The organism is Microbacterium sp. LWS13-1.2 (assembly GCF_040144835.1).
Taxonomy (GTDB): Bacteria; Actinomycetota; Actinomycetes; order Actinomycetales; family Microbacteriaceae; genus Microbacterium.
On sequence record NZ_CP151632.1, the window covers coordinates 261,283 to 272,819 of the forward strand.

Below are 11,537 nucleotides of genomic sequence, written 5' to 3' on the forward strand. Positions count from 1 at the left end.
GCGCACCGTTGTCGGCGGCCCGTGGCGGTGCGATACTGCCGACATGGGGAGCGGGGGATTCCTCGCGGACGGCGCTCTCGACGCAGAGCTGACCGCCCTGAGGGCACGTGCGTATGGGGTGGACGCCGACATCGACGCCGACCCCGTAGCGGCGGCACGGCTGGCCGAACTCGAGGAGCTGCACGCGGCGTCCGTGGCGAGGACCGTCCGTGAGTCGGGTGCCGGCGGTGCAGAACCCGGGGCGACGCAGGCCGAGACGCGCACGCCTGAGTCCGGCTCCCCCTGCGACCGCCGCTGGTGGCACCGCAGCCGCACGGGTCCCTTCCTTGCGGGCATCGCCGTGGCGGCCGCTGCGGCGGTGACCGTGGCTGGGTGGATGCTGTGGACCGGCCCGCGATCGGACGCCACGCTGCGTCCGACGGGGGCGGCGCCGAGTGAGCAGGTGCTCCGCCTCACGGATCACGCCCGTCGGCAGATGGTCACGAAGGCCACCCTCCGCGGATTCGAGCCGATCCTCGGGCTGGAGGTGTGGGAGGCACGCAGCGCCCTCGGCAACGGCTGCCTCCTCGTGTTCGAACCGGCGACCGACGATCTCCTCGCGGTCGGGTGCGTCCCGCCGCCGGCGAAGCCCGGCGTCGAGATCTACGACGTGCCGGTCGCCTGGACGCAGGAGTGGACGGAGCGTTTCCCGACCGGAACCGTGGTGCGATTCATCCTGACCGAGGACGCCGTCGACGTCTGGATCCTCGAGGGAACCTCCTGAGTCCTCACCCGGCACCCGGGGGTCGCCGGGTGACGTCGGCGAGCCGATCTCGGCGGCGGCGGTGGTAGCCTGGGCACGTGCGGATCGCTCGCCTTCTCCTTAGCGGCCGCGACGAGTCCTAGTTTCCAGGCCTCTCTCGTCGCGGAGTTCGTCGCGGGCCCCACCCATGCGGGCACAGTCCCACAGAGGAGAACGACTAGTAATGAGCACGACCGATGCATCCGGCATTCCCGACCGCCCCCGCACCCTCGCCGAGAAGGTGTGGGACGACCACGTCGTGGTCCACGGCGAGAACGGCCAGCCGGACCTGATCTACATCGACCTGCATCTGGTGCACGAGGTCACGAGTCCCCAGGCCTTCGACGGCCTGCGCGCGGAGGGCCGGCCGGTGCGCCGTCTCGACCTGACGATCGCGACCGAGGACCACAACACCCCGACGCTCGACATCGACAAGCCGATCGCCGACCTCACCAGCCGCACGCAGATCGAGACACTGCGTCTCAACGCGGCCGAATTCGGGGTGCGCCTGCACTCGCTCGGCGACAAGGAACAGGGGATCGTCCACGTGGTCGGTCCGCAGCTAGGCCTCACCATGCCCGGGATTACCGTCGTGTGCGGCGACAGCCACACGTCGACGCACGGCGCGTTCGGCGCGATGGCGTTCGGTATCGGCACCAGCGAGGTCGAGCACGTGCTCGCCACGCAGACCCTTGCGCTGAAGCCCTTCAAGACCATGGCGATCACGGTCGAGGGCGAGCTGAGACCCGGTGTCACAGCCAAGGACATCATCCTCGCGGTCATCGCGAAGATCGGCACCAACGGCGGCCAGGGCTACGTCCTGGAGTACCGCGGCAGCGCCATCCGGGCGCTGTCGATGGAGGGCCGCATGACGATGTGCAACATGTCGATCGAGGCGGGAGCCCGTGCCGGCATGGTCGCCCCCGACGAGACGACGTTCGCCTACCTCGAGGGCCGCCCGCACGCGCCGAAGGGTCAGGACTGGGAGGACGCCGTCGCCTACTGGCGGACGCTGCCGAGCGACGAAGGCGCGGTCTACGACGCCGAGGTGTTCCTCGACGCGAACGAGCTCGAGCCCTTCGTCACGTGGGGCACGAACCCGGGGCAGGGCGTGTCGCTGAGCGCTGCCGTGCCTTCGCCCGATGACTTCGCCGACCCCAACGAGCGCGCCGCCGCGGAGCGAGCACTCGAGTACATGGATCTCACCCCTGGCACCCCTCTCAAGGAGGTGCCCGTCGACGCGGTGTTCATGGGCTCGTGCACTAACAGCCGCATCGAGGACCTCCGTGCGTTCGCCTCCGTCATCGAGGGTCACCGCAAAGCCGACGGGGTGCGCGTCATGGTCGTGCCCGGCTCGGCTCGCGTCCGCCTCGAGGCGGAGGCCGAGGGCCTCGACAAGATCTTCCAGGCGTTCGGCGCCGAGTGGCGCTTCGCCGGGTGCTCGATGTGCCTGGGCATGAATCCGGACCAGCTGGCACCGGGGGAGCGCTGCGCCTCGACGAGCAACCGCAACTTCGAGGGCCGGCAGGGCAAGGGCGGGCGCACGCACCTGGTGTCGCCGCTGGTGGCGGCGGCCACCGCCGTCATGGGCCGCCTCGCCAGTCCGAGTGATCTTCCTGCGCCCGTCGCAGCCGCTGCCCAGGGCTCGGAGGCCTGACATGGACGCGTTCACCACGCACACCGGTATCGCCGCCCCGCTGAAGCGGTCGGCGGTCGACACCGACCAGATCATTCCCGCCGTGTACCTCAAGCGCGTCACCAAGACGGGCTTCGAGGACGCCCTGTTCGCCAGCTGGCGCCAGGACCCCGACTTCGTCCTCAACCAGCCGGTCTACGCGGGAGCGAGCATCCTCGTCGCGGGACCCGACTTCGGCACGGGCTCGAGCCGCGAGCACGCTGTCTGGGCGCTGCGGGACTTCGGCTTCAAGGTCGTGCTGAGCCCTCGGTTCGCCGACATCTTCCGCGGCAACGCGGGCAAGCAGGGACTGGTCGCCGGCGTGATCTCGGAGGGCGACCTCGAAGCGGCGTGGGCGGCCATCGAGGCGAACCCGGGCGTCGCCATGACGGTCGACCTCGCGGCGCGCACCGCGTCGATCGGCGACCCCGCGACGAGCGCGGGCGAGCGCCTGGAATTCGCTTTCGAGATCGATGATTACACTAGGTGGCGGCTTCTCGAAGGGCTCGACGACATCGGGCTCACGCTGCGCGAACAAGACAGGATCGCGCAGTTCGAGGCTCGCCGAGAGGCGTGGCGGCCGCGGACGCTACCCGTTCCGTAAGCCAGGTCGGGCGCCCACAAGACGGGCGCCCGACCCTCAAGCCCCCTCGTGCACACCAAGTGAGGACCACCGGATGAAGCCACTTCTGAATGTCGCCGCGGGCGAGAGCACTGCCACCGAGGCGGGAGAACAGGAAGTGACCGGAGAAATCCTTGCGATCAGGGGCGGGCGACCGCTGACCGGTCGCGTCGAGGTCAAGGGTGCGAAGAACCTCGTCACCAAGGCGATGGTCGCCGCTCTTCTCGGCGAGACGGTGAGCACGCTGCGCGATGTCCCCGACATCAGCGATGTGCACGTCGTGCGCTCGCTCCTCGAGGTGCACGGTGTGCGCGTCGACGACGGCGACGAGGAGGGCACCTTCCACTTCGACCCCAGCGGCGCCGTCTCGGCCCACTTCGAGGAGATCGACGCACACGCCGGAGCCTCGCGTATCCCGATCCTGTTCTGCGGCCCCCTGCTGCATCTGCTCGGCGAGGCACTCATCCCCGATCTCGGCGGCTGCCGCATCGGCGACCGGCCGATCAACTTCCACATGGACGCCCTGCGCGCGTTCGGCGCTGTCGTCGACAAGAGCTACGAGGGCATCCGGATCACGGCACCGAACGGCCTGCACGGCGCGAACATCGAGCTGCCCTATCCGAGCGTGGGCGCGACCGAGCAGGTGCTGCTGACCGCCGTCAAGGCCAAGGGCACCACCGAGCTGCGCAACGCCGCCATCGAGCCCGAGATCATGGATCTGATCGCGGTGCTGCAGAAGATGGGCGCGATCATCTCGTACGAGCCCAATCGCGTCATCCTCATCGAGGGCGTCGACACGCTCCAGGGCTACGACCACCGGGCGATCTTCGACCGCAACGAGGCCGCCTCCTGGGCATGCGCCGCTCTCGCCACCGACGGCGACATCTTCGTCGGCGGCGCGCGGCAGCAGGAGATGCTGACCTTCCTCAACGTCTTCCGCAAGGCCGGCGGCTGGTTCGACGTGCGCGAGGACGGCATCCAGTTCCGTCGTGACGGCGCGCTCAAGCCCGTCGTCGTCGAGACCGACGTGCACCCCGGGTTCATGACGGACTGGCAGCAGCCCCTCATCGTCGCGCTGACGCAGGCGGAGGGCATCTCGATCGTCCACGAGACGGTGTACGAGAACCGTCTGGGCTTCACCGACGCGCTCAACCAGATGGGCGCCGACATCGTCGTGCACCCGCGCGGCCTCGACGCCCCCGGCCGGCGCGTCCCACGCCGTGCGCTGGAGCAGGCCGCGGTCATCAACGGCCCGACCGCCCTCCACGGCGCGGACGTGGTCGTGCCCGACCTGCGCGGCGGCTACAGCTACGTCATTGCAGCTCTCGCGGCCGAAGGAGAGTCGATCGTGCGCAATGTCGGCATCATCCGCCGCGGCTACGAGAAGTTCCTCGCCAAGCTCGACATGCTCGGCGCCGACTTCGACGTCATCGGATAGCCCGGTGGCGACCGATCGTCGGCGCGCATCGGCCGAGAAGAGGCGCCCGAGCGTCTTCTGGCCGCTGGCGGCCATCGTGGTGCCCTTGCTCAGCCTGCTGTTCAAGCTCGAGGTCGAAGGCGCCGAGAAGCTCCCGCGCGAGGGCGCCTACGTGCTCGCGCCCAACCACGTCAGCGAGGTCGACCCGCTCGTCGTCGCCCTCGCAGTGTGGCGGAGCGGCCGGGCCCCCCGGTTCATGGCCAAGGAGAGCCTGTTCCGCGTGCCGGTGCTCGGCGCCGTGCTGCGCGCCACCGGGATGGTGCCGGTTGCACGCGCGACGTCTGCCGCCTCGGCCCGTGCGACGCTCGAAGCCTCGGAGACGCTCGTCGAGCATGGCCGGGGCGTGATCGTCTATCCCGAGGGCTCGCTCACGCGCGAGCCCGACCTGTGGCCCATGCGCGGAAAGACCGGTGCCGTGCGTCTCGCGCTGGCGGGCGGCATCCCCGTCATCCCGATGGCGCATTGGGGCGCCCAGCAGGTGCTGCCCCGCTACGGCAAGCTCAAGCTGTGGCCGCTGCGCCGCCGCGTGCGGGTGATCGTCGGCGACCCCGTGGACCTGTCGGCCTACGCCGGGCGTGCGTCGTCGCAGACCGCACTCGTCGAGGCGACCGACGCCGTGATGGCCGACATCGCCGGGCTGCTCTCGCAGTTGCGCGGCGAGCCGGCGCCGTCGGGGCGCTGGAACCCGGCCGATCACGGCCAGAAGGAGACGGGGCGCCTTGAGCCGTAGGCAGGATGCCGCACGCCCGCGCGTCGCCGTCGTCGGCGCGGGCAGCTGGGGCACGACATTCGGCAAGATCCTTGCCGACGGCGGCGCCCACGTGACCATGTGGGCGCGTCGTCCGGAGCTGGCGAGCGAGATCCAGGAGGGCAAGCGCAACAGCGAGTACCTCCCCGGCATCAACCTGCCGCGTGACATGCACGCCACGCATCACCTCTCCGAGGCGCTCGAGGGCGCCGAGCAGATCTACCTCTCCATTCCCAGCCAGGCGGTGCGGCAGAACCTCAAGGCCGTCCGGCCTCTGATCGCCCAGAGCGACGCGCCGATCGTGTCGCTCATGAAGGGCGTCGAGCGACGCACGGGTCTGCGCATGAGCCAGGTGATCGAGCAGGAGCTGCACTGCGATCCTGCGCGCATCGCGGTCGCATCGGGACCGAACCTCGCGCTCGAGATCGCACGGGAGCAGCCGACGGCGGCCGTCATCTCGTCGACCAGCCAGGAGACGGCGGAGGCCGTCGCCCGCCGTGCCCGCAACCAGTACTTCCGCACCTTCGTGAACACCGACGTCATCGGCACCGAGTTCGGCGGCGTGCTCAAGAACCTCATCGCGGTGGCCATCGGCATCGTGGACGGGGTGGGCTACGGCGAGAACACGAAGGCCTCGATCATCACGCGCGGCCTCGTCGAGATGACCGACTTCGCGGTGGCGTTCGGCGCGCAGCACGAGACGCTGCAGGGCCTCGCCGGCCTCGGCGACCTCATCGCGACGTGCCAGTCGCCGCTCAGCCGCAACAACACCGCCGGACGCCTGCTGGGTCAGGGCTACCGCTTCGACGACGTGGTCAAGCAGATGAACCAGACCGCGGAGGGGCTCGCCTCGGTCGCGCCCATCCTGCAGCTGGCACGCGATGTGGGCGTGCAGATGCCCATCGTCGAGCAGGTCAAGATGGTGCTCGACGGGACCATGAATCCGCGCGACATCGCGCCGCATCTCACGACAGACGACGACACCCCCCAGGGCGAGAGGACGACGAATGGACAAGCCGGCGGTGGCGGTGCTCTTTGGCGGTCGATCCAGCGAGCACTCGATCAGTTCCGCAACGGCGGGCGGGGTGCTGCGGGCGATCGACCGTGACAGCTACCGCGTGATCCCCATCGGGATCACGCGCGACGGCGTCTTCGTTCTCGAGGAGGACGACCCCGACAAGTTCGCGCTCGACGCCGACCGGCTTCCCGAGGTGGCCGACAACGGCACGCGCGTGGTGTGGCCCGAGGGTGGCGCCGACCGCACGCTTCGCGTCCGGCGCGCCGACGGCTCGGTGGACGAGCTCGGCCGCCTCGACGTCGTGCTCCCGATCCTGCACGGCCTCCACGGCGAGGACGGCACGGTGCAGGGCTTCTTCGACACGCTCGGCATCCCGTACGCCGGCGGGGGTGTGCTCGACTCCGCGCTGTGCATGGACAAGCACTTCATGAAGATCGTGCTCGCCGCGGCCGGCGTGCCGGTGTCACCGTCGATCACGGTCACGCGCGCCCGCTGGGAGAGCAACCCCGAGGGCGTGCGCGCGGATGCCGCGCCCCTCGGCGAGCCGACGTTCGTTAAGCCGGCCCGTGCCGGCTCGAGCGTGGGGGTGTCGAAGGTGCACGATGCCACCGAGCTCGACGACGCACTCGCGATCGCGTTCGCGGAGGACGACAAGGTGCTCATCGAGTCGGCGATCGTGGGCCGCGAGGTCGAGGTGGCGATCCTGGAGGGACGCGGCGGCGGGGCCCCGCGGGCGTCGCTGCCCGGCGAGATCGTGCTCACGACCCGCGAGTTCTACGACTTCGAGGGCAAGTACCTCGGGGGCGACGGTGCCGAGGTGGTCTGCCCCGCCGATCTCACCGACAGCGAGATCGCGGCGATCCAGGAGCTCGGCATCCGCGCGTTCCAGGCGGTCGACGGCAAGGGCCTCGCGCGCGTGGACTTCTTCCTCACGGCGGACGGCCTCTACGTCAACGAGCTCAACACGATGCCCGGCTTCACGCCGATCTCGATGTTCCCCAAGTGCTGGATCGCCTCGGGCCTCTCATACCCGCAGCTGATCACCGAGCTCATCGACACGGCGCTCGAGCGCACGGCAGGCGCGGCGGTCGAAGCGGCCGCGCGCTGAGCTTGGGCTGTGCGGGCGTCGGCTCGTCGAGCCGCGGCGGCGACGATCAGGGTGCCGGCGTCGCCTCGGCGCGGTCGAGGCACTCGCCGTCGACCGGCAGCACGCTCACGATCGGCGAAAGGGCGTCGAGGACGTCGCGGCTGGACGCCCCGTTGCCGTCCTCGTCGGCGGTGGTGTCGAGATAGATCTCGACGGCGGGGGTGCGGCCGAACGTCGTGATCCGGAAGCGGGGCGCATCGGAGTCGTCCACGATCCAGTCGACCCCGGCGACGCTCTGGCAGCGCAGGGTGGTCGGCCCCGGCGGCTCGACCCCGCACGTCAGCAGGACCCTGGCAGGCTCGCCCCACGCGCCGGTGGCCTGTGCGTCGGTCCAGCGGCGCGGCTGCCCGCTCAGCGTGTCGGGCAGGTTGGACGTGATCTCGGCGCACTGGGGATCGTTCGCAGCCTCGGCCGGATCGAGGTCGACGGTCGACGTGCAGCCCGCGAGTGCCAGCGCGGCGACCGCAGCGAGTCCGAGGGCAGCCAGTGAGGGGAGAACACGCACCGCTCCAGGCTAACCCCGCGGAACGGTCGCCCTCGCCGCCGGCGGTAGCGTGGTGATGTGGACGACGAGCGCGGGGATCCGACGGTGGGCGAGCTCAGCGAGGGACGGATCCTCCGGCGGATCCTCGAACGCCTGGGCGAGTCCAACGCACTGGTCGGCCCGGGCGACGACGCCGCCGTGATCGCCGCCGCGGACGGCCGCGTGGTCGCCACCGTCGACACGCTCGTCCACGGGCCCGACTTCCGCCTCGCGTGGTCGAGCGCGTACGACCTCGGCTACAAGGCGGCCGCGGTCAACCTCGCCGACATCGCCGCGATGGGGGCGACGCCGACCGCTCTGCTGGTCGCCCTCGCGATGCCCGACGAGACGCGGCTGTCGTTCGTCACCGGCATCGCCGACGGCCTGCGGGCGGCATGTCGCGACCTGGCGCCCGGCTGCCGCGTCGAGGGCGGCGACCTGACCGTGTCGGACACACTCACGATCGCAGTCACGGCGCTGGGCGCCCTGGCAGGACGCGCACCTGTGCTCCGCTCGGGTGCCCACGTCGGCGACGTCGTCGCCGTCGCCGGAGAACTGGGCCGTGCGGCGCGCGGTCTGCGCACACTCTTCACCCGCTTCACGGATGCCGCGGGCGATCCGGTCGCCGTCGACGAGCGCGTTCTTGGGCCCGCCGAGTTGACCGATCTCGCGGCGCAGCTGCGGCCGTCACCTCCCGTGTGGCTCGGCCCCGACGCCGCGGATGCGGGCGCGACGGCGATGATGGACGTGTCCGACGGGCTCGTGCTGGACGCGACCCGCCTGGCCGCGGCATCCGGTGTCACCCTCGCGCTGGAATCGGCGCTGCTCGGCGCCGATCCCGCGTCGGCTCTGTCAGGCGGCGAGGATCACGCCCTTCTGGCGACCTTCCCTGTTCGCCGTCCGCTGCCGCACGGATTCGTGCGGGTGGGCGTGGTGCAGCCACGCGGCGCGGACGCCGTGCTGGTCGACGGCCGGCCGTACGAGGGGCGGGGCGGCTGGGATCCCTATCTCGACTGGGACGCCCGCACGGGGTGATGTGCGCTGTCGCCGCGGGACGCTAGCGTGACACGGTGACCGATCTGCTTCCCCGCTCGACACCCGAATCGCAGTCCGTGCCGTCGGCGGCGATCTCCCGTCTCATCGCCGCGCTCGACGGCATCGACCACGTCCATACGCTGACGGTGCTGCGACACGGACACGTCATCGCCGAGGTGACCTGGGCGCCGTACGAGCGCGATCTGCCGACGGCGATGTACTCCGTGAGCAAGAGCTTCACCTCGATCGCGGTCGGTCTCGCGATCGAGGAGGGACGGTTCGCGATCGACGACCGCGTCGTCGACCTCATCCCGGATGCCGCTCCCGAGCGTCCCTCCGACCGGCTCGCCGCGCTCCGCGTGCGGCATCTGCTGACGATGGCGACCGGTCACGCCGCCGAGCCGCCGCTCGACGACCGCGATTGGGCGGTCACCGCCCTCGCCGCCGACCTGGCATACGAGCCCGGGACGCACTGGCTCTACAACACGCCCGCCACCTACCTGCTGTCGCTGATCGTCCAGACCCGCACCGGCGAGCGGCTGCGCGAGTTCCTGCACCCGCGGCTGTTCGATCCGCTCGGCTTCCGCGACCCGCAGTGGCTGCAGAGTCCGACCGGCGTGGATGCGGGCGGCTTCGGGCTGTCGATCCGGCCGGAGGAGCTGGCCGTCTTCGGTCAGCTGCTTCTGCAGCGCGGTGAGTGGCAGGGCAGGCAGCTCGTCCCGGCCGAGTGGATCGACCAGGCCACGGCCCGCCAAGTGGCGAACCGGTCCGACAACGCCGACTGGCGCCAGGGCTACGGCTTCCAGTTCTGGCGCTGCCGCCACGGCGCCTACCGCGGCGACGGCGCCTTCGGCCAGTACCTCGTCATCCTCCCGGAGGCGGACGCAGTCGTCGCGATCACGGGAGGGTTGCCCGATATGCAGGTGACGCTCGACGCGGTCTGGGACGAGCTGCTGCCGGCTTTCGACACGGAGGATGCGGGGTCGCTCGAGGCCGTCCCCACGCCGATTCCCGCTCCGGGCGGCGACCTCCGCGACGGAGAGGTCCGCCATCGCTACGACGGTCCCGTGCGCGAACTGCGGATCGCCCACGGCGTGATCGAGATCGACGGCCGGGAACTGCGGTGCGTCCCCGGGGTCTGGTCGGTGTCGACGTTCGCCGACGACCCCGCGACCGGACGCGAGTGGTACGGCGACCAGGTGGCGGTCGCCGGAGGGTGGCGGGGCGACGTATTCGTCGCGGAACTGCGCATCCTCGGCGATGCGCCGACGTTCCGGCTCGAACTGGAGCCGAGCGGCCGGCTGCACATCACGCGTGACGTGGGGTTCGACGGCTCCGAGGTCTGGGAGGGCGCACCGGCGTCTCAGCCCGCGGCGGCGGCCCACCACAGCGCGGTGTCGCCGTAGCGCTTCGAGCGGCCGGCCACGAGCCCGTCCGGCAGCGTCGGCTGGGGTGAGCGCGCAGCGCGTTCGATGACGACATCCGCTCCCGGCGACAGGACCGGCACGAGCAGCGAGAGCGTCGACGACAGCTCGGCCTCGCTCACGTCGTAGGGCGGATCCAGGAACACGAGGTCGAACGGACCTCGCGCCGTCCGCAGGAACGCGTCGGCCGAGCTGCGGTGCACCCGCACGGCGGCCGCCGCACCCACGGCCTTCGCCACACGCGCGGCGTTGCGCTGCGCGACGGTCGCCGCTCGAGGCGACTTCTCGACGAGATCCGCGGATGCCGCGCCGCGGCTGAGCGCTTCGAGCCCGAGCGCGCCGGATCCGGCGTAGAGGTCGAGCACGACCGCCCCGTGGAGGGTATCCGCGGACTCGAGCGCCCCGAACAGGGACTCGCGCACCCGGTCGCTGGTCGGCCGGGTGCCGGCGTCCGGCACATCGAGCACGAGGGAGCCGGCGCGGCCCGCGATGATGCGCGTCATCCCTTCACGATATCTCCGGCATCCTCCTCCCTGAGGCGGGGGACGGTGCGCAGCTCGGGACGCAGGCCGGACTTGTCGGCGTAGAACGCGCGGATCACATCCATGTCGGTGCGCACGTCTCCGGTGAGCCGGATGGTGGGGCCGAGGCCCGTCGTCATCGTGGTGCGGTCGACGTAGCCGAGGGTGACCGGCAGCTGCGCCTCGCGGCCGATGCGATAGAAGCCGGACTTCCAGTAGGCGCCGGAGCCGCGGGTGCCCTCCGGGGTGACGACGAGGCCGAACACCTCGCCCGCGCGGATCCGTGCGACCACGTCGCCCACCACCCGCGAGGGATCCGCCCGGTCGACGGGGATGCCGCCGAGGCCGCGCATGAGCGGGCCCTTCCAGCCCCGGAAAAGGCTTGCTTTGCCGAGCCAGCGCACCCGCATGCCGAGTCGCCACGCGATGCCGAGCATGAGGACGAAGTCCCAGTTCGAGGTGTGGGGCGCCCCCAGCAGCACCGTGGGGCGGTCGGGAGCCGGCGCGGTGGACAGCGTCCAGCGACTGCAGGCCCAGTAGACACGGGAGAGGAGTCGTCGGAGCAT

The 11,537-nt window shown here is 71.0% G+C and carries 12 protein-coding genes; 9 read left to right on the plus strand and 3 right to left on the minus strand.

From position 1 onward, the window contains the following. Nucleotides 1-43: 43 nt before the first annotated feature. The 7 genes from MRBLWS13_RS01265 to MRBLWS13_RS01295 all read left to right on the plus strand — a co-directional run bounded on the left by MRBLWS13_RS01265 (nucleotide 44) and on the right by MRBLWS13_RS01295 (nucleotide 7,429). Nucleotides 44-763, plus strand: a complete 720-nt coding sequence (locus MRBLWS13_RS01265) for a hypothetical protein (RefSeq protein WP_349427292.1) — start codon at nucleotides 44-46, stop codon at nucleotides 761-763. A 202-nt stretch (nucleotides 764-965) separates the two neighbouring features. Continuing rightward, nucleotides 966-2,438 (plus strand): 3-isopropylmalate dehydratase large subunit, encoded by a 1,473-nt coding sequence (leuC, locus tag MRBLWS13_RS01270; RefSeq protein WP_349427293.1) that lies wholly within the window; start codon nucleotides 966-968, stop codon nucleotides 2,436-2,438. A 1-nt stretch (nucleotide 2,439) separates the two neighbouring features. Then, nucleotides 2,440-3,060 carry a 3-isopropylmalate dehydratase small subunit gene (gene leuD / locus MRBLWS13_RS01275; RefSeq protein WP_349427294.1) on the plus strand — a complete coding sequence of 207 codons (621 nt, stop codon included), beginning with the start codon at nucleotides 2,440-2,442 and terminating at the stop codon, nucleotides 3,058-3,060. Between the two features lie 73 nt (nucleotides 3,061-3,133). Next, on the plus strand, nucleotides 3,134-4,516 hold the full coding sequence (gene murA / locus MRBLWS13_RS01280; RefSeq protein ID WP_349427295.1) for a UDP-N-acetylglucosamine 1-carboxyvinyltransferase: 1,383 nt from the start codon (nucleotides 3,134-3,136) through the stop codon (nucleotides 4,514-4,516). Nucleotides 4,517-4,520: 4 nt separating this feature from the next. After that, nucleotides 4,521-5,285, plus strand: coding sequence for a lysophospholipid acyltransferase family protein (locus MRBLWS13_RS01285; RefSeq protein ID WP_349427296.1), 765 nt, complete (start codon nucleotides 4,521-4,523; stop codon nucleotides 5,283-5,285). Continuing rightward, entirely contained in the window at nucleotides 5,275-6,411 is a 1,137-nt protein-coding gene (locus MRBLWS13_RS01290) for an NAD(P)H-dependent glycerol-3-phosphate dehydrogenase (protein WP_349427297.1), read from the plus strand. The genes MRBLWS13_RS01285 and MRBLWS13_RS01290 overlap by 11 nt, the downstream gene beginning before the upstream one ends. Continuing rightward, complete coding sequence (locus MRBLWS13_RS01295; protein WP_349427298.1) at nucleotides 6,311-7,429, plus strand: D-alanine--D-alanine ligase family protein; 1,119 nt, start codon at nucleotides 6,311-6,313, stop codon at nucleotides 7,427-7,429. Before MRBLWS13_RS01290 ends, MRBLWS13_RS01295 begins: the two co-directional genes overlap by 101 nt. 46 nt (nucleotides 7,430-7,475) lie before the next feature. Here MRBLWS13_RS01295 and MRBLWS13_RS01300 read toward each other — a convergent pair whose 3' ends face one another. Next, the gene (locus tag MRBLWS13_RS01300; RefSeq protein ID WP_349427299.1) at nucleotides 7,476-7,973 is read right to left on the minus strand and encodes a DUF3515 family protein; all 498 of its coding nucleotides are present in this window, start codon (nucleotides 7,971-7,973) and stop codon (nucleotides 7,476-7,478) included. Nucleotides 7,974-8,030: 57 nt separating this feature from the next. Between MRBLWS13_RS01300 and thiL the strand changes: the two genes are divergently transcribed. Both thiL and MRBLWS13_RS01310 read left to right on the plus strand, forming a co-directional pair. After that, a complete protein-coding gene (gene thiL, locus MRBLWS13_RS01305; RefSeq protein WP_349427300.1) occupies nucleotides 8,031-9,026 on the plus strand; it encodes a thiamine-phosphate kinase in 996 nt (331 codons plus the stop codon). Nucleotides 9,027-9,061: 35 nt separating this feature from the next. Beyond that, nucleotides 9,062-10,432: a serine hydrolase gene (locus tag MRBLWS13_RS01310; protein ID WP_349427301.1), complete on the plus strand. Its 1,371-nt coding sequence runs from the start codon at nucleotides 9,062-9,064 to the stop codon at nucleotides 10,430-10,432. Here the strand turns inward: MRBLWS13_RS01310 and rsmD are convergent. Beyond that, a complete protein-coding gene (rsmD, locus tag MRBLWS13_RS01315) occupies nucleotides 10,390-10,953 on the minus strand; it encodes a 16S rRNA (guanine(966)-N(2))-methyltransferase RsmD (protein WP_349427302.1) in 564 nt (187 codons plus the stop codon). The two genes, MRBLWS13_RS01310 and rsmD, sit on opposite strands and share 43 nt — an antisense overlap. Further along, complete coding sequence (locus tag MRBLWS13_RS01320) at nucleotides 10,950-11,537, minus strand: 1-acyl-sn-glycerol-3-phosphate acyltransferase (protein ID WP_349427303.1); 588 nt, start codon at nucleotides 11,535-11,537, stop codon at nucleotides 10,950-10,952. Before MRBLWS13_RS01320 ends, rsmD begins: the two co-directional genes overlap by 4 nt.

What these genes read in the sequence shown, in the direction of transcription:
- MRBLWS13_RS01265 (WP_349427292.1), top strand. Translation starts at nt 44, where the DNA reads ATGGGGAGCGGGGGATTCCTCGCGGACGGCGCTCTCGACGCAGAGCTG.
- leuC (WP_349427293.1), top strand. Translation starts at nt 966, where the DNA reads ATGAGCACGACCGATGCATCCGGCATTCCCGACCGCCCCCGCACCCTC.
- leuD (WP_349427294.1), top strand. Translation starts at nt 2,440, where the DNA reads ATGGACGCGTTCACCACGCACACCGGTATCGCCGCCCCGCTGAAGCGG.
- murA (WP_349427295.1), top strand. Translation starts at nt 3,134, where the DNA reads ATGAAGCCACTTCTGAATGTCGCCGCGGGCGAGAGCACTGCCACCGAG.
- MRBLWS13_RS01295 (WP_349427298.1), top strand. Translation starts at nt 6,311, where the DNA reads ATGGACAAGCCGGCGGTGGCGGTGCTCTTTGGCGGTCGATCCAGCGAG.
- rsmD (WP_349427302.1), bottom strand. Translation starts at nt 10,953, where the DNA reads ATGACGCGCATCATCGCGGGCCGCGCCGGCTCCCTCGTGCTCGATGTG.
- MRBLWS13_RS01320 (WP_349427303.1), bottom strand. Translation starts at nt 11,537, where the DNA reads ATGCTCCGACGACTCCTCTCCCGTGTCTACTGGGCCTGCAGTCGCTGG.